Origin of the sequence: Streptomyces coelicoflavus (assembly GCF_003112555.1) — a bacterium.
GTDB classification, from domain to species: domain Bacteria; phylum Actinomycetota; class Actinomycetes; order Streptomycetales; family Streptomycetaceae; genus Streptomyces; species Streptomyces coelicoflavus.
The window spans coordinates 447,881-467,962 of the sequence record NZ_BEWB01000007.1 but is presented as its reverse complement, the minus strand read 5'-3'; the positions used below and the strand labels follow the sequence as shown (position 1 = coordinate 467,962).

Genomic DNA, 20,082 nt, shown 5'->3' with positions numbered 1-20,082 from the left:
CCACCCGGGCCGGCGCTACGGTTTCCGGGCCATCCCGGCGGCGATCAGACGCTCCCAGACGGTCAACTCCGGCTCCCCGCCGCCGTTCCACGCCTCGCCGGGTGCCTCGGCGTGCCACAGGGGTGCCGGCACTATCCCCGGTTCGAGGATCTCCAGACCGTCCAGCAGGGCCGCGATCTCCGCGTCGGTCCGCCACCGGCCACGGCCGAACGTCGCCTGGAGGACCTTCTCGGCCTCGGCCGTCTCCGGGTTGTTCCCGGACCGGAAGTGGCTGACGAAGAAGTGGCTCCCGGACGGCACCTGCTCGCGCCAGTAGCGCACGATCCCGGCGGGATCCTCGTCGTCGTTGACGTGGTGGAGGATGGCGCTGAACATGACGGCGACGGGGCGGCCGAAGTCGATCAGCTCCCGGGTGTCCGGGTGGTTCCTGATCCCCTCGGGATCGCGTACGTCGACGGGTACGACCCGCGTCCGGTCGTTCTCCTCCAGCAGCGCCCGCCCGTGGACCAGCACCTGGGGGTCGGTGTCGACGTACACCACCCTCGCTTCAGGCGCCCGCCGTTGCGCGACCTGGTGCACGTTGTCGGCGGTGGGGAGGCCGCTGCCCAGGTCGATGAACTGACGTACCCCGGTCGTCGCCATGATCTCCCGCACCGCCCGGGTCAACGCCGCCCGGTTGGCGAAGGCGATCGCCACCGAACCGGGAAGGTCGCGTTTGAACACGTCACCGATCTCCCGGTCCACCGCGTAGTTGTCCTTGCCACCGAGCAGGTAGTCGTAGACGCGGGCGATGCTGGGCCTGGTGCTGTCGATCGAGGAACTCTCTCCCGTCATGGCCCCATCCTCCCCCGCGGTCCGGTGTCCCGACCACCGCTTCCTTGACCTTGACACGGTGGCAAGGTCTTCACTGACTGCCGAGGAGGTGGTCCGGATGACCATGGCGGAACAGGACACGGATCCGATGCGAGCACTTCTGGGTCTGGAGGACGAGCGGGCGTCGGTGCGGCTGCGGACGGCCCTGGCGGTCGGCACGGCACCGGATCCGCGCTATGTGGACAAGCTCGTCGAACGCTCCGCCGTCGAAACGGAGTTCTTCGTCCGCGACATGCTGACCTGGGCGCTCACCCGTCACCCGGTGTCCTTGACGCTCCCCCGGCTGGTGGCTGAAGTCCGGTCGAGGCGGTCGCAGGCACGGAGTCAGGCGCTGCACACGCTGTCCAAGATCGGGGACCGGCGGGCGTGGCCGTCGATCACACCCGCGGTACTGTCCGACGCGGACGACGAGGTGGCGCGCAGTGCCTGGCGGGCCGCGGTCGTGCTCGTCCCGGACGGCGAGGAGGCCGCCCTGGCCTCGGCGCTGGCGGGGCAACTGGGGCGCGGCGACCGGGAGACGCAGCTGAGTCTCAGCCGGGCCCTGGTCGCGCTGGACGAGGCGGCCGTGCCGGTGGTGGAGGCCGCGGCGAGCGATCCGGTCCCACTCGTGCGTGCGCACGCCCTCGCCACGCGACAGCTGCTGCGCGACCCCGACTCCGGGTTCGGACCGGCGATCGAGGAGGCGAAGCGCGTCGTGGCCCTCGGCGGGCCGGAGAGTGGGGGACGATAGAACGTGTTGATCGGTGAGGTGGCGCGACGGTCCGGGGTAAGTGCCCGCATGCTCAGGCACTACGAGTCGCTCGGCCTGGTGCGGCCCTCCGGCCGTACCGGTTCCGGCTACCGGGAGTACTCCCGGGACGACATCCGGCGGATCTTCCACATCGAGAGCCTGCGGTCGCTCGGGCTGTCGCTGCGGGAGATCGGCCGCGCGCTCGACGAACCCGACTTCGCGCCCTCGGCACTCGTCGACGACCTCGTCAGGCGGACCCGCGAACGCATCGAGGCCGAGACCGAGTTGCTCACCCGGCTGCGCCGGATCGATGCCACCGGCCCGGCCGGCTGGGAGGACGTCCTCCAGGCCGTCGCGCTCCTGCGGGCGCTGGGTTCCGAGAGCGCGGGCGCCCGCCAGCGCGCGGCCCTCTCCTCGGTCCACGAGGCCGCGGTGCCGGTGGAGGCCCTGGTCGAGGCGGCGCTGAGCGAGACGGACCCCAACGTCGCCGGAGCCCTTCGCTGGGCGCTCGCGCGTGCGGGCGACGACTCCACGGCGCTGCTGGCGGAGGGTCTCGGCTCACCGGTGGCCGCGGTGCGTCGGCGTGCCGTCCAGGCCCTCGCCGAGCTGCCCGGTGCCGAGGCCGCCGGGCGGCTGCGGCAGGCTCTGGAGAGCCCGGACGCCGTGGTGCGCGGACACGCGGCGCTGGCGCTCGGGACGCGTGGCGTGGGCGACGCGGTCCCGACGCTCATCGACATGGTCGTGGAGGGGCGCAACGACACCGACGCGGCCGACGCGCTCAGCGTGCTGGCGGTCGACACCGCGACGGCGGACGGGATCGCGGCCGGGATCGTCGGCCGTCTCGCCCACGACGCGGCCGGCGCACCCGCGCGGGGCCGGCTGACCCAGGCACTGGCGGGCATTCCCGGCGCACGGGCGTCCGGTGCCCTGATGGAGCTGTCCGGGGACGGGGATCCCGCCGTCGCGCTGACCGCGACCTATCTGCTGCGGCTGCGCGACGGGCGGTGACGCCCCGTCCGAAAACGCTTCGACAGCGCCCGCCGGCGCCGGGCACAATCGCCGACCGTGACGAGCAGCGAACTGTGGACCCGCGAGACCGCCGACCGCTACGACGCCGAGGAGGCAGAGACCGGGATGGCCTCCGCCGCCGTACTCGGACCGACCCTCGATTTCCTCGCCGAGCTCGCCGGGGACGGCCGGGCGCTGGAGTTCGCCATCGGAACCGGGCGCGTGGGCGTCCCGCTGCGGGAACGCGGCGTGCCGGTGGTGGGCATCGAGCTGTCCGAACACATGGCGTCGGTCCTGCGGCGCAAGACCGACGAGGAGACGCTGCCGGTGACTCTCGGGGACATGGCCACGACGGTCGTCCCCGGCGAGTTCACCCTGGTCTACCTCGTCTACAACACCATCTCGAACCTGCTCACCCAGGACGAGCAGGTCGAGTGCTTCCGCAACGCGGCACGCCATCTGAGCCCGGGCGGCCGGTTCGTCGTCGAGCTGGGGGTGCCACCGCTGCGGTTCCTGCCGCCCGGACAGGTCGCGGTGCCGTTCGACGTCTCCGAGCGGCATCTGGGCTTCGACACCTTCGACCTGGTCGAACAGGTCCTCGTCTCGAACCACTTCACCCGCGACCCCGACGACGGCACCTACCGCCGCGACAACTCCCGGCACCGGTACGCCTGGCCCGCGGAGCTGGACCTGATGGCACGCATCGCCGGGCTCGAGCGGGAACGCCGCGTCGGGGACTGGGACGGCCGCCCGTTCACGGAGGACTCCGCGAAGCACGTCTCCGTGTGGCGCAAGCCGGCCTGAGGGACCCGGCCCGAACGGCGCAAGGGGGCCCCGCCGCACGGCGGGGCCCCGGCCGGTCTCCGGTGCCGCGTCACCGCTCGCCGGCGAACCAGTCCTTCTGCGGGGCCCCGGCCGCCAGTGCGCCGCAGTTGGAGCCGTAGTTCCACGCCTGGAGGTTGCCGATGACGCCGCCCCACTCCACACAGGCGCCGCGCGCGGACACGTACACCGGCCCGGCGTACGAGCGGTAGTCGCCCTCGTCGTACTGGTCCTCGCCACTGTCGATGTTGCGCACGTAGGCCACCATGTACGTCGGTGAGCCCGTCGTGTTGCGGATGGTCACGGTGCAGTTCTTGCCCGTGGACGAGTTGTAGGTGAGGTACACCGTGCCGGTGGCACCGATCGGCATGGAGTTCACCACCTTGTAGCCGGAGCCGCAGACCCCGTTGTACGACGCGGTCGCGCCGGCGGTCGCCGCGCCGGCGGTGGGAGCCGTCACCAGCAGCCCCGCCCCGATGGCCCCGACGGCGGTCAACGTCGCCCCTACCGCTTGCATGGAACGCTTCATGGCACCTCGATCCGTGAACGGACTGGCCTCCCCATGGTCTTGCTGAAGCCACTGGGTGAGACCTTTGCGCCCCTTCGGGGGTTGTACGCCGTTGACGGATGTTTACGGCCGTTCGCGAAGAAGATCGCCTCGGTCCCCTTCGGCCGGGGCCGGCATCGCCAGGTGCGCGAGGTCTCCCGGAGGGGGCGTGCTGACGGGCCACAGCGGGGCGGGCGTGCCGTCGGCGACCGCGGCGGGGGCGTCCGTCAGCCGCATGCGTTCGCGCAGCCGGCCGTAGAAGTCCATGGGCCCCAGCCGTACCGCCCGCAGCCGGCGGGGAGCGGCGTAGACGCCGAGCCAGTCGCCCGGATCGAGGACGCCCCGCAGTTGCCCGTCGATGCTCACGGCCGCCCGGCCCGACCGTTCGAGGATCCGCAGTCCGACCGGCTCGTCCGGTGCGGTGACCACGGAGCGGTCGAACGTCATGTGCGGGGCCACGGCCGTGAGGACGAGGGCCTCCGCGCGGGGCGAGACGACCGGGCCGCCCGCGGCGAAGCTGTAGGCGGTGGAGCCGGTCGGTGTGGCCACGAGCAGCGCGTCGGCGGAGTACGAGGCGAGCAGCCGGCCGGCGATGTAGGCGCCCACCGAGATCTGCCGGTCCCTGGAGAGCTTCTCGAGGACCACGTCGTTCAGGGCCGTGACGTTCAGCGCGACGCCCCATTCGTCACCGCGCTCGCAGTCGGTGCGCACCCGCGGGGGCGGCAGCAGCGGTCCGCGCCCGTACTGGAGGAGCTCCTCCATCTCCGCCGGGATCTCCAGCAGCCGTGAGGCACGCAGAGTGAGCAGCATGCGGCTCTCCGGTTCCAGGTGACCGCCCTGGACGGCGTCGAGGGCGGAGCGCACCGCCGGCGCGGGGACCTCGGTCAGGAATCCGACGCGTCCCAGGTCCACCCCAAGGATCAGCGCGTCGTTCTCCGCCGCCAGCCGTGCGCCGCGCAGGAAGGTGCCGTCACCGCCCAGGGTGACGACGAGGTCCGGGTCGCCCGCCGCGTCCACCTCCTCGCGGGCGCTGCGCCGCTCCTGACCGCTCCACACGTCGATGTCCGTGCAGACCACGGCGTTCTCGTCGCACCACTCCCGGACTTGGTGTGCCGCTCGCGCGGCGCCTTCGCGACCGCCGTGGACCACGAGTCCGACCCGTTCGATCGTCACCACTGCCTCCCTGCTCCCGGGGCGCGCGCCGGGGACCGCGATCGGCGAAATACTCGCCGACCGTGGGGGCGGTGCGGGCGCCGACATGCCGGGCGGCCGCTGCCGTCCGGTGAGTCGCGCATCAGGTACCGAGTAGGTACCATGCCGGTATGCCATCACTCAACGTGACCTTCACCGAGGAAGAAATGGAAGGCGTGCGTGCCGCCGCCGCGGCGGAGGGCAAGAGCCTCAAGCAGTACATGCACGACCTCGGTGTCCGCGAGATGCAGCGCAAGCGCTTCGTGTCGGGCGCGGCCTCGTGGGCGGACCGGCTGCGTGCCGAGTTCGACGAGGCGTTCCCGGACGAGATCCCGCCGTCCCAGCGCGGCGAGGGAGTCAACGCCGCCTGATGAGCGAACCCCTGTACGTCGACGTCCCGTGGCTCCTGGACGTCCAGGACGCCGCCCTCGACAACGAGGACGTGTCGGTCACGGACTACTCGGCCCTCGTCGCGGCGGTGGCCCGCCACAAGACCCGCATGCCGACCCTGGCCGCGTCCAACCCGGACAGCGCCTGGCGGGCGGCGGCCCTCCTGCACACCGTCGTGCGTCTCGAGCCGCTGCCGCACCGCAACAGCCTCTTCGCGGCCTTCGTGACCGGTCAGTACATGGATCAGTCCGGTGAGGGGATCGACCCACCCTACGGGGCGCTGTCCGACCTGATCAGGAAGGTCCGTGAGACCCGGCTGAGCATCTACGACGTCGCCGAGGCCCTCCGCTCCTGGCGCATCTGACCCACGCGGCCGTCACATCCCGCGCCAGATGTTGTCGAACGCCGCCTCCTCGATGCTGCGGCGCTGCCGGATGGCGGCGAGCTCCACCACGGCGTCGTTCACGGCGGCGAGCACGGCGGCGACCCCGTCGTCCTCCGGGTCCGCCACCTGATCGGCCGCCTCGTGCCGGATGCCCACCGCGGCCGCGAGAGCCACCAGCACGGGATCGCCGCCGGACCAGCGTTCGGCGGCACGCCGGTGCTCCGGCGCGTCGGCCGGGACCGGGGCCGGCCGGTCGGCGGTACGCCGTACGTTCCATCGCGGGCGCCGTCGGGCGTCGCCGTCGTCCGCGCCCGCCGCGGCCAGGTACCGCGCCGCCAGGCCGTCTCCCCGGCGCCACAGCCAGTCCGCCACGGACACGGCCGGCTCCTGGACGGCCAGGGACGCCGCCGCGTCGAGGAGCGTGTCCCCCGACGGCCTCGGCGACCCGGGCCGCAGCAGGAGACCGTCGTCGAGCGCGACCGTCCCCGCTTCCAGGAGGTCGAGCAGTTCGGCTCCGGCCAGGGCCAGCGACAGGTCGCCACGCTCGACCGGGTGGCCGGCGGGAACGTCGAGGGAGACGATGGTCAGATCGTGCGCTGTGGTCATGGCGGGGCTCCACATCTGTCGCGGCTGCCGCGGTACGCCGACCGCGGTGCCGGTCAGCCTATCCACGGCCGCAGTTTCTCTGGATTGCGGACGGCCCAGATACGGGTGACGCGGCCTTCGGCGACCTCGAACGCGGCCACGGTCAGCACGGCGCCGCAGTGTCGGGCCACGAGACCCGGCGCTCCGTTGACCGACCGCTCCAGGAGCTCGAGCCCCGGGGCCTTCCCGGCGATGGCGGCCATGTACTGGGCGATGCGCGCGCCGCCCTCGACCGGGCGCGGAGCGGCGCCGGCGTTGCCGCCGCCGTCGGCGGTCATGACGGCGGCCGGGTCGAGGAGGTCGACCAGGGCCGCGATGTCCTTCGCCTCCCACGCCTCCTTCACCTGCCGCACCACGTCGGCCCGCACGGCCGCCGCCGTCGCCGGAGCCCGCGCGGCCCGCACCCGGCGCCGGGCCGATGCGGCGAGCTGCTTGCAGGCCGCGGGGGTCCGCCGGAGGATGCCGGCGATCTCGGCGAACGGGTAGCGGAATACGTCGTGCAGGACGAAGGCGACCCGCTCGGCGGGCGTCATGGACTCCAGGACGACGAGGAAGGCCATGGACACCGATTCGTCCAGGACCAGCTGGTCGGCGGGATCGGTGCCGGGGACGTGGCCCCACTCGGCGCGGTCGGGGAGCGGGTCGGGCAGCCACGCGCCGACATAGCGTTCGCGCCGGGCACGCGCCGAGCCGAGCACGTCCAGGCAGACACGGCCGGTCACGGTCGTCAGCCAGGCGCCCGGGGACACGATCTCGTCCTGCCGGCTCCGGGGCAGCGCGTACCAGCGCGCGTAGGCCTCCTGCACGGCGTCCTCGGCCTCGGCCAGCGAACCGAGCAGCCGGTAGGCGACGTTGATCAGCCGGCGGCGTTCGCCGACCGTCTCGTCGGTGCTCGTCCCAGCCGTGCCCATGCCCGACCGCCCCCTCGCCTTACCTTTCGCCGGCCCGCGTCGTCGGGCTGGTGAGAGCCTATCGATCTACTGCCCGTGGGGGCGGAAAAGGGGACCGTGGCATGGCGGTACAGGCAACGGCGCAGCGCCGATTCTCGTTCCTGCGGATCGCGATAGCCCTGCAGACACTGACCATCTTCCTCCAGGCGGTCTCCGTCGGACTGCTGCTGACCGCGTCGTACGGGGAGACGCTGCACAGTGCCGGGGCGCGGGTGATGTACGGGGCGTCGATGCTGTACCTGATCGCGGCGGTGCTGGCGTGGAAGCCGGGTGGCGGCCCGCTCACGCCCGTGTGGCACGCCTCGGGCTTCCTCGTCCTCGCCTCGGCCCAGGTGGTGCTGGGCATCGCGCACGTGCCGTCGGTCCATCTTCCGCTGGGCGTCCTGATGTTCGGGCTGAGCGTGCTGGCGCTGGCGCGGCGCTGAGGGTTCCCGTCGACACGGCCCTCAGCCCCGTTGCCGGGCGTGGCGGAGGCAGGAGGCGGCCACCACGAAGGGCCACAGCGACTGGAAGGTCGTCACGACGCGTTCGGCGACGCCCGCGTCGCCGTGCCGCCGCATCTCGATCAGGAACCACACGCCGCCGGCGGCCATCAGGGCCGTCACGAGGAGCGAGGGTGCCATGCGCAGCGCCCAGGGAGCGGCCGGTCCGCCGTTGACGGCCAGCACCGGCCACAGTGCCAGGAGCGTGAAGCCGACCACCACCACGGCGCCGTGGCGCAGGGAGCCCCCGCTGTCGGGCGCGGGAAGCGCCACCAGGACGAGCGCGGCGAGTCCGCCTCCGCCCAGCGCGACGCGTCCGGCGGTGGCGGCCGCCCGCAGTCCCCACGCGGTCAGCAGGTGACAGACGCCCAGGGCCAGGAACCCGCCCGTCATCACCCAGAACCCGGCGGCTCCGTAGGATCCCAGCGTGCTGATCGTCTGGGTGACGGGGTCGTAGGAAGACCCTTCGAACCGCGCCGCGCCGGCCCAGCCCGCGATCAGCAGGACCGGCGCGCATCCCGACGAGACCAGGACCCACCTGGGGACACATCGCATCGGACCACCATAAAGCGCCCGCCCGGCTGCCGCTGGCGGCGGAGCTCGCCCGCGTGCCACTCACCCGGTCCGTCTCCGGCGGACGGGAGGACTCATGCGGGCGGCTCGAGTCTGCGGAAGTACGTCCAGCTCGTCTCGTTCGGCTCGCTCCACTTCTCCGGGGCGCGGGCGAACTCCGGATGGTGGTCGGCGATGTGGGCACGGGTGCGCTCGGGGACCTCGGTGTACGCGCCGAGCTTGCGGCCCCGGCAGTGGTAGGTGAGGCCGCCCGGCATCTGGCCGCGGGCCATCCACGGGACCCACGGGGACATCCGGGTCCACGACATGGTGGCGGGCACACTGGGGGCCGGGCCGGCCAGGTCCGCCCGGTGGGCGAAGAACTGGAAGAGCTCCAGTGCCCGGTAGGTGTCACCGGCCGAGTGCCGGGGGTACTGGGCCACCGGCAGGGGCGAGGGATAGGCGAGCGGGATCTCCAGACTGAAGCAGACCTGACCGTCGAGGTCGGTCGTCGGTACGGGGAAGGGGCGCCATCGCTGGTTCGCCGGATCGTTCCAGACGTGCACCACCGGCAGGTCCCGCCAGGTCCTGAGGATCTCGCCGGTGACGGGGTCGAGGTAGAAGGCGGCCTCGCGGCTGAGCAGCCGGTAGCCGTCCGGCCCGTCGTCCGGGTCCTGGACCAGGCGGGCGACGTTGACGCCCTCGAAGCCGAAGAGCCGCTCGTAGGGTTCGTCGGGGGCCCAGGAGTACACGCTTCCGGACCACCAGTACGTGACTTCCTCGCCGTCGAGGGAGGCCCGGGTGCGGGCGAGGGCGCGCAGCGACTGCTCGGGTGTCGTCATGGGCACTACTCTGCGCGGCGGTCGCCCGCGCCGGGCGGGAAACGCCGCGCCCCGCCCCGGAAACGGCCGGAAGCAGCCGTTCCGGGGATGGGAGGCGTTCCCGGTCAGACCAGGGCCGGTGAGGGAGCCGGGGTGCGCTGTGCGAGCGGGACTATCTCCGGCCCGGCCTCCTGGCCGAGGAAGAAGTGGCGCACCACGCGTTCCGCGGCGTGTCCGTCGTCGTACTGGCAGAAGCGTTCGCGGAAGGCCGCGCGCAGGCCGGCTGCCTCGCTGCCGCGCCAACGGCCGCTGCGGAAGGTGTCGATGAGCTCGTCCTCGGTGGTGGCGACGGCTCCCGGTGTGTCGCCGGGGCGGCCGGAGAGGAGGTCGAAGGTGACGCCGCGGACCTGGGAGTAGATCTCCCAGTCGTCGGCGTATATGACGATGGGCCGGTCGAGGTTGGCGTAGTCGAAGGTGATGGACGAGTAGTCGGCGACGAGCGCGTCCGCCGCGAGGCAGAGGTCCTCGACGGAGGGGTGGCGGGACACGTCGATGACGGCGCCCTGCGCGGCGAGGTCGCTCAGTCCCCGGTTCAGGTCGTAGAAGTAGTGGGTGCGGACCAGCAGGACGAAGTCGTCGCCCAGGGACCTGGCCAGGCGGGCCAGGTCGAAGGAGGGGGTCCAGCCCGTCCGGTAGTCGCGGTGGGTCGGCGCGTACAGCAGGGCGGTCTTGCCCGGGGCTATGCCGAGCCGGGCGCGGACGGCGGCGACGTCCGCGGCGCCGGCGCGGTAGTAGCGGTCGTTGCGCGGGTAGCCCGCGTCGAGGGACTCGTAGGAGCCGGGGTAGGCGCGCTCCCACTGCTTGGTGGAGTGCTGGTTGGAGGAGACGCTGAGGTCCCAGCGGTCCACGCGGTCGAGGAGGCGCTCGAAGTCCATGCCCCTGGCGGCCGCGGGATAGGCCCGCTGGTCCATGCCCATGCGCTTGAGCGGGGTGCCGTGGTGGGTCTGGAGGTGGATCTGTCCGGGGCGCTTGACTATGTGGTCGGGGAAGTTGACGTTGTTGACGAAGTAGCGTGCGCGGGCCATCACCTCCCAGTAGCGGCGCGAGTCGCGCACGACGTAGTCGATGCCGTCGGGGACCCGGCCGGCCAGTTCCTTGCGCACCACCCAGACGCCGTGCACGTCGGGGGCGAGTTCCTTGGCCTTGTCGTGGACGGCGAGCGGGTTGCAGGACGGCAGCCGGTCCCAGTACGAGGTGTAGACGGCGAGGCGGGGGTCCGGGGAGCGCCTGCGCTGGAGGGTGTAGAGGCCCGCGTACGCGCGCCTGCCGACCTTGTTCTTGGCCTTGAGGACCCTGTTCGGCCCCGCCGTCCTGGCCCGGGCCGCGAACTGGGTGGCCTGGTAGGCGCGGTAGAGACGCTTGGCCACGGCCCGCATGTAGACCCCGGTCGGCCCGTCGGGCATCGTGAAGCCGTCCGGGACGTGCGCCGCGTAGAAGTCCGCGGTGCGGTCGAAGAACTCCTTGCGGTCGGCGACCCGCACCCGTTCGGGGCGCTTGAGCGCGAACAGCATGTGGAACACGGCCCGTTCGAACAGCATGGGCGTGGCCCAGGCCAGTTCGGGGCGCTCGGCGAGAAAGGCGAACAGCCCCTCGTACTGCGCGAAGATGTCGAAGTGCTTGCGCCCCGGCGTCTTCGTGATCGCGCCCTGGCGGCGCTGGCGGTACTCGACACCGACCCTGTTCAGGCAGCCGATGCGCTCGGCCGTGACCATCGCCATGTGGGTGACCGGCGCGTCCTCGTACAGACCGGGTGCGTACTGGAAGCCGTGCTCGAGGAAGAACTCGCGGCGGAACGCCTTGTTCCAGGCCACCAGGAACAGCTCCACGTACTCGGGCCGGTCCTTGAGGCGGAAGACGTCCGTGCCCGCCTTCTCGAACAGGCCCGCGGTCTGGCTGCGGCCGCCCGTGCCCCACCAGTGGGTACGCACGTGGTCGAAGACGAGGATGTCCAGGTCCCCCACGGCGTCGAGCCGGTCGGCCAGTGCCTCCAGCAGGCCGGGGGTGTAGGTGTCGTCGCTGTCGAGGAAGAGGACGTAGTCGCCCCGCGCTCGCTGGAGCCCGGCGTTGCGCGCCCGCCCGAGGCCGACGTTCTCCGGCAGGTGCACGGCCTGGACGCGGGAGTCGCGTGCGGCGTACTCGTCGATGATCGCGCCGCAGGAGTCCGGTGAGCAGTCGTCCACGGCGATCACCTCGATGTCCCGGCAGGACTGTCCCAGAACCGAGTCCAGACACTCGCGAAGGTACCCCTGCACCTTGAACACGGGGACGACAATGCTGAACCGAGGCATGCGGACAACTCCAGGTGAAGCGTGGATTGAGCGTGGCTGAACAGGGAGACTCGCGATGCCTGTGAAACGTTGTACGTGAACTGTGAATGTCTGGATCGGCCGGGAACCGGCGGCACCTGTCACGCCTCGGAGCGATGAGTTCGGGCGGCAAGCCGGGTCGAACCTGTATGACCCACATCGTCGCGGACATCTCGATCTCCCTGGACGGCTACGTCACCGGACCCGACCCCGGCCCGGGCAACGGTCTGGGCACCGGTGGCGAGGCCCTGCACGTCTGGGCGTTCTCCGACGACCCCGAGGAGCGCCGGATCGTGCGGGAGGCGACCGCCCGCTCGGGGGCCGTCGTCCTCGGTCGCCGGCTCTTCGACATCGTGGACGGGCCGGGCGGCTGGGACGACACCGTCGGTTACGGCGCCGCGGAGGTCGGCAAACCCCCGTTCGTCGTCGTGACGGGCGCGGAGCCGGAGTCGGTCCGGCTCACCGGCCTCGACTGGACGTTCGTCACGACCGGCCTGGCCGACGCCGTCACGGTCGCGCGCGAGCGGGCCGAGGCGGCGTCGGCGGACCGCGGCAGGGACCTCGACGTCGTCCTGATGGGCGGTGGCACCCTGGTCGGTTCGGCGCTCGACGCCGGGCTGCTGGACCTGCTGTCGCTGCACCTCGCGCCGGTCGTACTGGGCTCCGGGACACCGCTGTTCACCGGCGGGACACCGCGCGCACTGGTCCGCCGGAGCGCGAAGCCGACGCCGAACGCCACGCATCTGGAATACGAGGTCGGCCGAGGCGCGAGCGGGTGAGGTGTGCCCCGGTTCGGCCATTGACGGGACGGGGCCGTGCTCCTACGGTGCCCTCACCGCGCGGCCCGCGACGGGTCCCGGTGCCCCGGGGGGATGGTGGCAGGCCGGATGAAGGCTGTGGTCCAGGAGAGGTTCGGCCCGCCGGACAGCCTGCGGCTGTGCGACGTCGACCGGCCCCGCGCCGGTGCCGGTCAGGTGCTGGTGCGCGTGCGCGCCGCCGCGGTGAATCCCTACGACTGGCACATGCTGCGCGGGGACCCGTACGTGGCACGGCTGTCAGGGGGCATGGGGCTCGTCCGGCCCAGGCACCGGGTGGCCGGGATCGACGCGGCCGGTGTGGTGGAGTGTGCCGGCCCGGACGTGCGGGGGTTCACTCCCGGCGATCCGGTACTGGGTTTCTGCCCGGGCGCCTTCGCCGAGTACGCGTGCACCGACGCACGGCTGCTGGTGCCCGGGCCCGCGGGCCTGACCTTCGAGCAGGCCGCGGCGGTGCCGGTGGCCGCGGTGACCGCCCTGCGCGGCATCCGGACCGTGGGCCGGGTGCGGTCCGGGCAGCGGGTGCTGGTCAACGGGGCGGGCGGCGGAGTGGGCACGTTCGCCGTGCAGATCGCGGCGGCGCTGGACGCGGAGGTCACCGGCGTGTGCAGTGCCCGCAACACCGGCCTGGTGCGTTCACTGGGCGCCGCCCACGTCCTCGACTACGCCCGGGAGGACTTCACCGACGGACGCGAGCGCTACGACGTCATCCTGGACAACGTGGGCAACCACCCGCTGGGGCGGCTGCGCCGGGCGCTCGGCCCGGCCGGTGTCCTGGTGGCCAACGGCGGCGGCTCGCCGGGCCGCGTGTTCGGGGCGGCCGGTGCCATGGTGAAGGTGGCGGCGGTCAACGCGGTCACGCGGCACCGGCTTCGTCCGATCCTCCCGGCGGTCCCGGCCGGGCCGGCCCACGAGGACCTGCTCGCCGTCACCGCACTCGTCGGGGCCGGGCAGATCAGGCCCGTGGTCGGCCGCACCTTCACCCTGGCCGGCGCCGCGGAGGCGGTACGCCACGTCGAGGAGGGCCACGCCCGCGGCAAGACCGTGATCACCGTGGCCTGAGCGTCCCGGACCCGGGGCCGGCGGATCCGCGCCTCAGCGAAAGCCCGTGCGCGGGGCCGTGACCTCGACGGTGTCCTTCACCAGGGCCAGTGCCGCTCCCACCGGGCTCGAGCGTCCGCCGCTCACGGTCACGTCGCCCGCGTCGGGGCAGCCGAAGACCACGGCCTTCTCGGGCCCGGTCAGCGCGTGCAGCGGGTCCCCCGGCTCCGTCTCCTCGAGCCGTACGCGCACGACGCCGGGCTCGTCCGCCGACGCACCGGCGACCGCCCGCAGCCGGCGGGACCGGGAGGCCGCGTCCCGTGCCCGGCCGGCGGTGGCCTCGTCGACCGGCTCCGCCCGCACGCGTACCTCCGACGGGTCCCAGCCCCAGGCCAGCGCGGCCAGCAGCCGCACCTTGGTGGCGGCGTCCTCGCCCGACAGGTCGGCCGAGGGATCGGCCTCGGCGATGCCCCGGAGCCGGGCGGCACGGATGGCGTCGTCCAGAGTGCCGCCGTCGGCGAGGCGGTCGAGCACGAAGGTGGCGGTGCCGTTCGGGCAGGCTCGGATCGTCCGGCAGTCCAGGCCGCGCAGGGAGGCGCGCGCCAGGTCCCCCGCCGGGAGCGCCGCACCGGTGGCCCCGGAGATCCTGATCATGCCGCCGCCCGCACCGGCGGCCTCGTCCAGCGCCCGCCAGTGCGTCAGCAGATGGCTCTTGGTGGCCGTCACCACGTGGATTCCCCGGCGCAGCGCGGTCACGGCCTCCTCCGCCGCACGCTGCCGCAGTCCGGGCGAGGAGGGGACGGCCTGGACGAAGACGCGCGCGCCGGTGCGGTCGAACGTCTCGTCCAGCGGCTCCGCGGGGCCCCACTCCGAGCGCGGCGGCACCGCCCCGTCGGCGCCCGGCCGGCACTGGGCCGCGCTCGCGCGTACGGCGGCCACCCGCGGCCGTACGCCGTGACGGCGTGCGAGCGCCGCTCCGTCCCGGCCCAACCGGTCGACGAACGCCTGCCCGACCGGGCCGTACCCGGCGAGGACCACGGGGGGCCGAGTCGCTTCGGCCGCTTCAGTCGCTTCAGTCGCTTCGTCCATGGACCCGGGATCCTCTCACATCGGACGTCCCCGGCCAGGGCGTTGGTGGACCACGGGCCGTTGGTCAGATGCCCGGGTAGACGTCCAGCCTGCCGCACATGCCGAAGCGTCCGCGTGCCGCGGGCCCGGTCGAGGAGACCCCGGCGGCGCTCAGGTGTGCGTCGTCCCCGCCGCGCAGTGCCTCGAGTCCGGCCCGGGTCGACTCCGTGGCGGCGTACGCGCCCTCGCGCCATCGCCGCTCCCACGCGTCCAGCCGGGGCCGCACCAGAGCGGCCGCCGCCCGCAGGAACGCCGCCAGCGGTGCCGGATCGCCGTTCTCGGTGGCCTCGCGGAGCTCGAGGAAGCGCCCGGTCGCCAGGTCACGGCGGACGCGCGCGGCCTCTTCCTGCCGGGCCTCGGACACGCCGGCGGGCAGGCGGACCGCGTCGGCGTACGCGCCGGGGTCGTCGAGCAGGTCCCGGGGCAGGGTGAGGACGGCGTCGCCCGCCTCCGGCAGGCCGCTGTTCTGCATCACGACGGTGATCTCCAGGCCCCGGTCGTTGACGAGGCGGTGGATCGTGCCGGGTCTGAACCAGGCGACCGTTCCCGGCTCCAGGGGCGTCTCCTCGAAGCCCGAGGCGGTGAGGGTCTGCACCGCGCCCCGGCCCGCCGTGACGACGTACCCCTCGCTGCACGTGAGGTGCAGGTGGGGTGTGCCGCCGCCGGGCAGTCCGTCGACCGTCGGCCAGTCGTACACGGTCAGCCGGGACACGCCCACCGCGCCCGGGAATCCGTGGTACGCCGGACTCACCACGCCAGTCCCTCCAGGTGCGCGGCGACCCGCGCACGGTCCCAGGCGCCGTCGGCCACGACCACGCGGTAGGTCCGGGCGAGGGTCTCGCCGGGCGGCAGGACCAGTTCCTCGTGGAAGGCCCAGGACGGTGCGACGGCGGCGAAGGGGTCGGTGCGCACGAACCAGTGCGCGGGGTGGGTGCCCTTCTCGCCCGAGTGGTCGTTGGAGGGGGCGTGTTCGAAGACGAGTGTGGCGTGGCCGTCCCGTCCGTCGTGCTCGCCGACGTAGGCCAGCCAGGGGGACTGGGAGCCCATGGGGTCGCCGTCGGGGGACACCGAGGACTCGGCGGACTCGGCGGACCCGTCGGTTTCCGCGGTGAGGACGCGGCCGCCGCGGAAGGCGCGCGGGCCGCGCCAGAACAGGCCGGTGTATCCGGCGGCGGGGCGCCCGTGGGTGGTCGGGCTGCCGAACCGCAGTGGTTCGGTACGCCGGTTGGTCACCGCCGACGTCCAGGTCAGCGACCAGCTGCCGGTGTCCGGGTCGACGTCGCGGACCTCGATGCGGCGCTCCTCCTCGGCCCACAGTTCGCCACCGTGCGGGTGCCAGGTCAGCTGCTCGGCGATGACGGCGCGGTCCGCCTCGGCGGCCGTCTCCGTGAAGGCCACGTGGGCCATCGACCCGACCCTGTCCGGCAGCGCGAGGTAGCCCTCGCCGTGGACGTAGGTGTTGCCGCCCCACAGGTTCTGTCCGGACAGGTGGGAGGCGGTCAGCTGGAGGCCCTTGTGCCAGCGGTGGTCGTTGGGCCGGTAGTCCGTCACGAGCGCGCCGGACAGGGTGCGGACCGGGTGGAGGTACGGCTTGGGCGCCTCCCAGTCGGCTTCGGGCCGGTACACGTAGGAGAACAGCTCGGTTCCGGCCGTCCCGTGGGTCACGGTGACGCGGTCGCCCGGGACGTGGGTGAGTGAGAGCGTCATACGTGGTCCTCTTCCTCGTAGCAACCGCTTACTATCCTGACGTTCCCACGTTCTAACCGGCACGCGCCCGCACGGTCAAGCCCTCGCCGGCCAAGGCCCGGCGCCGGACCCGCGGCACCGCCGGGCCGCAGGGGCACCGGCGGGGGCAAGGACGATTGCCCTTGCCGAGGACAGCCTCGCTCGGCGAGACACCGGCACGCGCACCGTGCCGCCCTAGGCTTTTTGACCATGGAAATCCCGAGACGACTCATCGAACTCAGGCATGCCGTCGAGGCCGCGGACAACCGCTACCGCAGCAACCGGGGCGAGAACGCCACGGTCGCCCTGGCGGTCTGGTCCGACGCCACCGCCGCCCTCGCCCGGGGCATCGCCGCCTACGCCGACGAGACCGGCGTTCCGCACCGCGAGGTGGAGTCGGCCGTGCAGCGCGCGGCAGGACGACATACCTCCCTCGACTGAGCGCGTCTCGCGCACCTTGACAGTCGTGGCTAATGGCAATAGCTTTTGGTTAATGCCATTAGCCACGACTGGGGAGTGGGACATGACCGAGTACCTTGCCGTCGACGGCGGCACGATCGCGTACGAGGTGACGGGGTCGGGGCCGCTGATCGTGCTCGCGCACGGCATGGGCGACAGCCGCGCCGCGTACCGTGCCGTGGTCCCGCAGCTGGTGGCCGCAGGTCACCGGGTCGCCGCGGTGGACCTGCGCGGCTGCGGCGAGTCCGGCGTCGACTGGCCGGAGTGGAGCCGCACCGCCATCGCGGGCGATCTGCTCGCCCTGATCCGTCACCTGGGCGGCCCTGCCGTACTGGTCGGGCACTCGGTCTCGGGCGGTGCCGCCACCATCGCCGCGGCACGGGAGCCCTCGCTGGTCACGTCGGTCGTCGAGCTGGCGCCGTTCACCCGCAAGCAGTCGGTGCGCCTCGGGGACCTGCGGGTGCGGCGGTTCCGGCGGGGCATGCTGCGCCTGCTCGGCGCGGGCCTGTTCGGCAGCCTGCGGCTGTGGCGCTCGTACCTCGACGTGGCGTACCCGGGCGCGAAACCCGCCGACTGGGCCGAACGGCTCGGCCGCATCGAGTCCCTGCTGCGCGAGCCGGGCCGGATGAAGGCCATGCAGAACATGGGCCGCAGCGCACCGACCGACGCCGGCGCGCAGCTCGGCAAGGTGCGCTGCCCGGTGCTGGTCGTGATGGGCACGCTCGATCCGGACTGGGCGGACCCGCACGCGGAGGGTGCGGCCGTCGTCGACGCGCTGCCGTCCGGCCTCGGCCGCCTGGAGATGATCGAGGGAGCCGGTCACTACCCGCACCACCAGTTCCCCGACCAGGTGGTCTCGCTCGTGCTCGCCTTCCTCCGCTCGGACGCCGCCCGTGCCTAGGGCGGGCCTGGATCCGGCGGCCGTGGTCGCGGCCGGTGCCGCCCTGGCCGACGAAGTGGGCTTCGCCAACCTGACGATGGGTCTGCTGGCCGGGCGCGTCGGCGTACGCACCCCCTCCCTGTACAAACACGTGAGCGGCCAGGACGACCTCAACCGGCGGATCGCGGTGCTCGCCCTGGAGGAGGCGGCCGACGCCGTCGGTGGCGCCGTGCAGGGGTACGCGGGCCGCGACGCCCTGGCCGCCGCGGCGCGGGCCTTCCGCGCCTTCGTCCTGGAGCACCCCGGCCGGTACGCCGCGACGATCGGCCAGGAACCGTCCGGACCCGAGGACCCGCTGGCCGGTGCGGGCCAGCGGCTGCTCGGCGCGTTCACCGCGGTGCTGCGCGGCTACGACATCGACGACCGCGACGTGAACCACGCCCTGCGCCTGCTGCGCAGCCTCTTCCACGGCTTCGCCACACTCCAGGCGTCGGACGGCTTCCAGTGGAGCACCGACGTCGAGGAGAGCTTCGAGTGGCTCATCGCCTTCGCGGACCGGGGCCTGCGCGCCCTGTGACTCGCGGGCCGCGCACACCTTCGGCACACCGTCAGCCGAGGCGCACGTCCGCGGAGCGGCTTTCCACGGCGTCGAGCACGGCGAGGGACGACTCGTCCAGGGTGATCGCGCCCACGGCGAGGTTGGCGTCCAGATGATCGGGGTCGGCGGTGCCGGGGATGAGGAGCACGTTCGGGGCGTGGTGGAGCAGCCAGGCGAGGCCCACCTGGACCGGTGTGACACCGAGGGCCTGTGCGACGGTGTGCACCGCGGGCTCGTCCACGACCTTGGGCATGGCCGGGAACGCGCCGCCGAGCGGGAAGTACGGCACCCAGGCGATGCCCTCGGCGAGGCACAGCCCGAGCATGTCCTCGTCGTCGCGGCTCACGACGCTGTAGGCGTTCTGGACGCAGACGATGTCCGCCGGGAGGGCCCGGCGCAGTCCGTCCTCGGTCACGCTGCTCAGACCGATCGCGCCGATCTTGCCCTCGTCGCGCATCCGGGTCAGCACGGCGAGCTGGTCGTCGAGGTCCACCACCTGGTCGCCCTCGGCGCGCAGGCCGGGGCCGGTGTCGAGGCGGCGCAGGTTCACGACCGCGATCCGGTCGGTGCCGAGGCTCCTGAGGTTGTCCTCGACACTCGCCCGCAGTTCCTCCGGTCGCTGTGCGGGACGCAGCGGAACGGGGCCGCCGGGGTCGGGATCGGCCCCGACCTTGCTCACGACGACGATGTCGTCCGTGGGGCGGAGCGCCTCGCGGATGACCTCGTTGACGAATCCGTCGCCGTAGAACTGGGCGGTGTCGAGGTGGTCCACACCGCGGTCCAGCGCACGGCGCACCAGTCCGACGGCGGCGGCACGGTCGGAGCGCAGGCGCTCGAGCTGCATCGCGCCGTAGCCGATCCGCGAGACGGTGCGGCCGGCGAGCGGTCCGGTCCCGCCGGGGCGCGGGGCGCCGGCATCGGCGGCACGGGAAGAGGAGGAGGTACCGGTTGACGTCATGGGAAGCCCGTCCTCGTGAGAAGATGACAGAAGCGGAGGACCCTCCGCTTCTACGACTTTAGCACTACCGGAGGACCCTCCGCTTTGAGTCCGGACCAGGAACCGAGCCCAGCCGCCGCCGCTCGGCCAGAGCCGCCGGCCCACCCCGACCGCCCCTTGCGCGCGCACGCGCGACGCAACCGCGAGAAGCTCGTCGCCGCCGCGCGGGCCGCGTTCACGGCCGCGGACGACACCGTCCCCCTGGAGGGCATCGCCCGTGAGGCGGGGGTCGGCATCGGCACGCTCTACCGCCATTTCCCCACCCGCGAGGCCCTGGTCGAGGCCGTCTACGCCGCCGAACTGGACGACGTGACGGACGGCGCATCCGCACTGCTCGACCGGTTGCCGCCCGAGCGGGCCCTGCGCGCGTGGATGGAGCGCTACGCGGAGTTCGTCGCGACGAAGCGCTCCATGCTCAACACCCTGCACAGCGCCTGGGCCTCGGGGCGCCTCGCGACGCCCGCCACCCGCGAGCGCATCACGGCCGCGATCGGCGTGATACTCACGGAGGGGGCGAGGACGGGCTCGCTCCGCGCGGACGTGGCGCCCGACGACGTCACGGCGATGCTGCTCGGCGTGTTCCTCTCGACGGCCGCCGACGACGAGCCGGAGCGCACGCACCGTCTGCTCGACCTCGTCGTCGACGCCCTTCGCGCGCCCAGGGGTTCATGACCCGG

24 protein-coding genes are annotated in these 20,082 nt (G+C 73.1%); 12 read left to right on the top strand and 12 right to left on the bottom strand.

Annotation, left to right across the window (positions count from 1 at the left end):
• Nucleotides 1–15: 15 nt before the first annotated feature.
• Nucleotides 16–834, bottom strand: coding sequence for an SAM-dependent methyltransferase (locus Sco07f_RS19740; RefSeq protein WP_108988611.1), 819 nt, complete (start codon nucleotides 832–834; stop codon nucleotides 16–18).
• A 97-nt stretch (nucleotides 835–931) separates the two neighbouring features.
• Here Sco07f_RS19740 and Sco07f_RS19735 point away from each other — a divergent pair, with 97 nt between their 5' ends.
• The 3 genes from Sco07f_RS19735 to Sco07f_RS19725 are packed head-to-tail and all read left to right on the top strand — an operon-like array spanning nucleotide 932 to nucleotide 3,415.
• On the top strand, nucleotides 932–1,603 hold the full coding sequence (locus Sco07f_RS19735) for a HEAT repeat domain-containing protein (protein WP_167468148.1): 672 nt from the start codon (nucleotides 932–934) through the stop codon (nucleotides 1,601–1,603).
• A 3-nt stretch (nucleotides 1,604–1,606) separates the two neighbouring features.
• Nucleotides 1,607–2,611: a MerR family transcriptional regulator gene (locus Sco07f_RS19730; RefSeq protein ID WP_108988610.1), complete on the top strand. Its 1,005-nt coding sequence runs from the start codon at nucleotides 1,607–1,609 to the stop codon at nucleotides 2,609–2,611.
• A gap of 57 nt (nucleotides 2,612–2,668) precedes the next feature.
• Nucleotides 2,669–3,415: a class I SAM-dependent DNA methyltransferase gene (locus tag Sco07f_RS19725; RefSeq protein WP_007389723.1), complete on the top strand. Its 747-nt coding sequence runs from the start codon at nucleotides 2,669–2,671 to the stop codon at nucleotides 3,413–3,415.
• A gap of 70 nt (nucleotides 3,416–3,485) precedes the next feature.
• Here Sco07f_RS19725 and Sco07f_RS19720 read toward each other — a convergent pair whose 3' ends face one another.
• Together Sco07f_RS19720 and Sco07f_RS19715 are read right to left on the bottom strand one after the other, a co-directional pair.
• Nucleotides 3,486–3,950, bottom strand: a complete 465-nt coding sequence (locus Sco07f_RS19720; RefSeq protein WP_087792720.1) for a spore-associated protein A — start codon at nucleotides 3,948–3,950, stop codon at nucleotides 3,486–3,488.
• A 114-nt stretch (nucleotides 3,951–4,064) separates the two neighbouring features.
• Nucleotides 4,065–5,153, bottom strand: coding sequence for an NAD(+)/NADH kinase (locus Sco07f_RS19715; protein ID WP_108988609.1), 1,089 nt, complete (start codon nucleotides 5,151–5,153; stop codon nucleotides 4,065–4,067).
• A gap of 149 nt (nucleotides 5,154–5,302) precedes the next feature.
• On the opposite strand from Sco07f_RS19715, the gene Sco07f_RS19710 reads away from it, so the two are divergent.
• Both Sco07f_RS19710 and Sco07f_RS19705 read left to right on the top strand, forming a co-directional pair.
• Complete coding sequence (locus Sco07f_RS19710) at nucleotides 5,303–5,542, top strand: hypothetical protein (RefSeq protein WP_164139148.1); 240 nt, start codon at nucleotides 5,303–5,305, stop codon at nucleotides 5,540–5,542.
• Nucleotides 5,542–5,925, top strand: coding sequence for a hypothetical protein (locus Sco07f_RS19705; RefSeq protein ID WP_007389721.1), 384 nt, complete (start codon nucleotides 5,542–5,544; stop codon nucleotides 5,923–5,925). The genes Sco07f_RS19710 and Sco07f_RS19705 overlap by 1 nt, the downstream gene beginning before the upstream one ends.
• Before the next feature lie 12 nt (nucleotides 5,926–5,937).
• Here Sco07f_RS19705 and Sco07f_RS19700 read toward each other — a convergent pair whose 3' ends face one another.
• Together Sco07f_RS19700 and sigJ are read right to left on the bottom strand one after the other, a co-directional pair.
• Nucleotides 5,938–6,552: a GPP34 family phosphoprotein gene (locus Sco07f_RS19700; RefSeq protein ID WP_087788239.1), complete on the bottom strand. Its 615-nt coding sequence runs from the start codon at nucleotides 6,550–6,552 to the stop codon at nucleotides 5,938–5,940.
• Between the two features lie 53 nt (nucleotides 6,553–6,605).
• Entirely contained in the window at nucleotides 6,606–7,502 is an 897-nt protein-coding gene (gene sigJ / locus Sco07f_RS19695) for an RNA polymerase sigma factor SigJ (RefSeq protein ID WP_108988608.1), read from the bottom strand.
• Between the two features lie 101 nt (nucleotides 7,503–7,603).
• Here sigJ and Sco07f_RS19690 point away from each other — a divergent pair, with 101 nt between their 5' ends.
• The gene (locus Sco07f_RS19690; RefSeq protein WP_108988607.1) at nucleotides 7,604–7,966 is read left to right on the top strand and encodes a hypothetical protein; all 363 of its coding nucleotides are present in this window, start codon (nucleotides 7,604–7,606) and stop codon (nucleotides 7,964–7,966) included.
• Between the two features lie 21 nt (nucleotides 7,967–7,987).
• On the opposite strand, the gene Sco07f_RS19685 is transcribed toward Sco07f_RS19690, so the two are convergent.
• From Sco07f_RS19685 to Sco07f_RS19675, 3 genes are all read right to left on the bottom strand, one after another.
• Complete coding sequence (locus Sco07f_RS19685; protein WP_108988606.1) at nucleotides 7,988–8,578, bottom strand: DUF998 domain-containing protein; 591 nt, start codon at nucleotides 8,576–8,578, stop codon at nucleotides 7,988–7,990.
• Between the two features lie 92 nt (nucleotides 8,579–8,670).
• Nucleotides 8,671–9,417, bottom strand: a complete 747-nt coding sequence (locus Sco07f_RS19680) for a DUF1838 domain-containing protein (RefSeq protein ID WP_108988605.1) — start codon at nucleotides 9,415–9,417, stop codon at nucleotides 8,671–8,673.
• 104 nt (nucleotides 9,418–9,521) lie between these two features.
• On the bottom strand, nucleotides 9,522–11,744 hold the full coding sequence (locus Sco07f_RS19675; protein ID WP_108988604.1) for a bifunctional glycosyltransferase/CDP-glycerol:glycerophosphate glycerophosphotransferase: 2,223 nt from the start codon (nucleotides 11,742–11,744) through the stop codon (nucleotides 9,522–9,524).
• 167 nt (nucleotides 11,745–11,911) lie between these two features.
• Here Sco07f_RS19675 and Sco07f_RS19670 point away from each other — a divergent pair, with 167 nt between their 5' ends.
• Nucleotides 11,912–12,541 (top strand): dihydrofolate reductase family protein, encoded by a 630-nt coding sequence (locus Sco07f_RS19670; RefSeq protein ID WP_167468147.1) that lies wholly within the window; start codon nucleotides 11,912–11,914, stop codon nucleotides 12,539–12,541.
• 108 nt (nucleotides 12,542–12,649) lie between these two features.
• A complete protein-coding gene (locus tag Sco07f_RS19665) occupies nucleotides 12,650–13,639 on the top strand; it encodes an NAD(P)-dependent alcohol dehydrogenase (protein ID WP_108988602.1) in 990 nt (329 codons plus the stop codon).
• 33 nt (nucleotides 13,640–13,672) lie between these two features.
• Here the strand turns inward: Sco07f_RS19665 and Sco07f_RS19660 are convergent, their stop codons facing one another.
• The 3 genes from Sco07f_RS19660 to Sco07f_RS19650 all read right to left on the bottom strand — a co-directional run bounded on the left by Sco07f_RS19660 (nucleotide 13,673) and on the right by Sco07f_RS19650 (nucleotide 16,453).
• Complete coding sequence (locus tag Sco07f_RS19660; RefSeq protein WP_108988601.1) at nucleotides 13,673–14,707, bottom strand: homoserine dehydrogenase; 1,035 nt, start codon at nucleotides 14,705–14,707, stop codon at nucleotides 13,673–13,675.
• 64 nt (nucleotides 14,708–14,771) lie between these two features.
• A complete protein-coding gene (locus Sco07f_RS19655) occupies nucleotides 14,772–15,500 on the bottom strand; it encodes a cupin domain-containing protein (RefSeq protein ID WP_108988600.1) in 729 nt (242 codons plus the stop codon).
• Nucleotides 15,494–16,453, bottom strand: a complete 960-nt coding sequence (locus tag Sco07f_RS19650) for a DUF6807 domain-containing protein (RefSeq protein WP_108988599.1) — start codon at nucleotides 16,451–16,453, stop codon at nucleotides 15,494–15,496. Before Sco07f_RS19650 ends, Sco07f_RS19655 begins: the two co-directional genes overlap by 7 nt.
• Before the next feature lie 228 nt (nucleotides 16,454–16,681).
• On the opposite strand from Sco07f_RS19650, the gene Sco07f_RS19645 reads away from it, so the two are divergent.
• The 3 genes from Sco07f_RS19645 (at nucleotide 16,682) to Sco07f_RS19635 (ending at nucleotide 18,387) form a co-directional block, all read left to right on the top strand.
• Nucleotides 16,682–16,912 (top strand): hypothetical protein, encoded by a 231-nt coding sequence (locus Sco07f_RS19645; protein ID WP_007389700.1) that lies wholly within the window; start codon nucleotides 16,682–16,684, stop codon nucleotides 16,910–16,912.
• Between the two features lie 82 nt (nucleotides 16,913–16,994).
• Complete coding sequence (locus tag Sco07f_RS19640) at nucleotides 16,995–17,831, top strand: alpha/beta fold hydrolase (protein WP_108988598.1); 837 nt, start codon at nucleotides 16,995–16,997, stop codon at nucleotides 17,829–17,831.
• Nucleotides 17,832–17,853: 22 nt separating this feature from the next.
• Entirely contained in the window at nucleotides 17,854–18,387 is a 534-nt protein-coding gene (locus tag Sco07f_RS19635; RefSeq protein ID WP_007389698.1) for a TetR/AcrR family transcriptional regulator, read from the top strand.
• A 31-nt stretch (nucleotides 18,388–18,418) separates the two neighbouring features.
• On the opposite strand, the gene Sco07f_RS19630 is transcribed toward Sco07f_RS19635, so the two are convergent.
• On the bottom strand, nucleotides 18,419–19,366 hold the full coding sequence (locus tag Sco07f_RS19630; protein ID WP_108988597.1) for an aldo/keto reductase: 948 nt from the start codon (nucleotides 19,364–19,366) through the stop codon (nucleotides 18,419–18,421).
• Nucleotides 19,367–19,450: 84 nt separating this feature from the next.
• On the opposite strand from Sco07f_RS19630, the gene Sco07f_RS19625 reads away from it, so the two are divergent.
• Entirely contained in the window at nucleotides 19,451–20,077 is a 627-nt protein-coding gene (locus Sco07f_RS19625) for a TetR/AcrR family transcriptional regulator (RefSeq protein ID WP_108988596.1), read from the top strand.
• The last annotated feature ends 5 nt before the right edge of the window (nucleotides 20,078–20,082 follow it).

Bases quoted from the DNA above. Each gene is read 5' to 3' on its own strand.
- Sco07f_RS19740 (WP_108988611.1), bottom strand. From the start codon at position 834: ATGACGGGAGAGAGTTCCTCGATCGACAGCACCAGGCCCAGCATCGCC.
- Sco07f_RS19735 (WP_167468148.1), top strand. From the start codon at position 932: ATGACCATGGCGGAACAGGACACGGATCCGATGCGAGCACTTCTGGGT.
- Sco07f_RS19720 (WP_087792720.1), bottom strand. From the start codon at position 3,950: ATGCAAGCGGTAGGGGCGACGTTGACCGCCGTCGGGGCCATCGGGGCG.
- Sco07f_RS19710 (WP_164139148.1), top strand. From the start codon at position 5,303: ATGCCATCACTCAACGTGACCTTCACCGAGGAAGAAATGGAAGGCGTG.
- Sco07f_RS19705 (WP_007389721.1), top strand. From the start codon at position 5,542: ATGAGCGAACCCCTGTACGTCGACGTCCCGTGGCTCCTGGACGTCCAG.
- Sco07f_RS19700 (WP_087788239.1), bottom strand. From the start codon at position 6,552: ATGACCACAGCGCACGATCTGACCATCGTCTCCCTCGACGTTCCCGCC.
- sigJ (WP_108988608.1), bottom strand. From the start codon at position 7,502: ATGGGCACGGCTGGGACGAGCACCGACGAGACGGTCGGCGAACGCCGC.
- Sco07f_RS19690 (WP_108988607.1), top strand. From the start codon at position 7,604: ATGGCGGTACAGGCAACGGCGCAGCGCCGATTCTCGTTCCTGCGGATC.
- Sco07f_RS19685 (WP_108988606.1), bottom strand. From the start codon at position 8,578: ATGCGATGTGTCCCCAGGTGGGTCCTGGTCTCGTCGGGATGCGCGCCG.
- Sco07f_RS19680 (WP_108988605.1), bottom strand. From the start codon at position 9,417: ATGACGACACCCGAGCAGTCGCTGCGCGCCCTCGCCCGCACCCGGGCC.
- Sco07f_RS19675 (WP_108988604.1), bottom strand. From the start codon at position 11,744: ATGCCTCGGTTCAGCATTGTCGTCCCCGTGTTCAAGGTGCAGGGGTAC.
- Sco07f_RS19670 (WP_167468147.1), top strand. From the start codon at position 11,912: ATGACCCACATCGTCGCGGACATCTCGATCTCCCTGGACGGCTACGTC.
- Sco07f_RS19665 (WP_108988602.1), top strand. From the start codon at position 12,650: ATGAAGGCTGTGGTCCAGGAGAGGTTCGGCCCGCCGGACAGCCTGCGG.
- Sco07f_RS19660 (WP_108988601.1), bottom strand. From the start codon at position 14,707: ATGGACGAAGCGACTGAAGCGACTGAAGCGGCCGAAGCGACTCGGCCC.
- Sco07f_RS19650 (WP_108988599.1), bottom strand. From the start codon at position 16,453: ATGACGCTCTCACTCACCCACGTCCCGGGCGACCGCGTCACCGTGACC.
- Sco07f_RS19645 (WP_007389700.1), top strand. From the start codon at position 16,682: ATGGAAATCCCGAGACGACTCATCGAACTCAGGCATGCCGTCGAGGCC.
- Sco07f_RS19640 (WP_108988598.1), top strand. From the start codon at position 16,995: ATGACCGAGTACCTTGCCGTCGACGGCGGCACGATCGCGTACGAGGTG.
- Sco07f_RS19630 (WP_108988597.1), bottom strand. From the start codon at position 19,366: ATGACGTCAACCGGTACCTCCTCCTCTTCCCGTGCCGCCGATGCCGGC.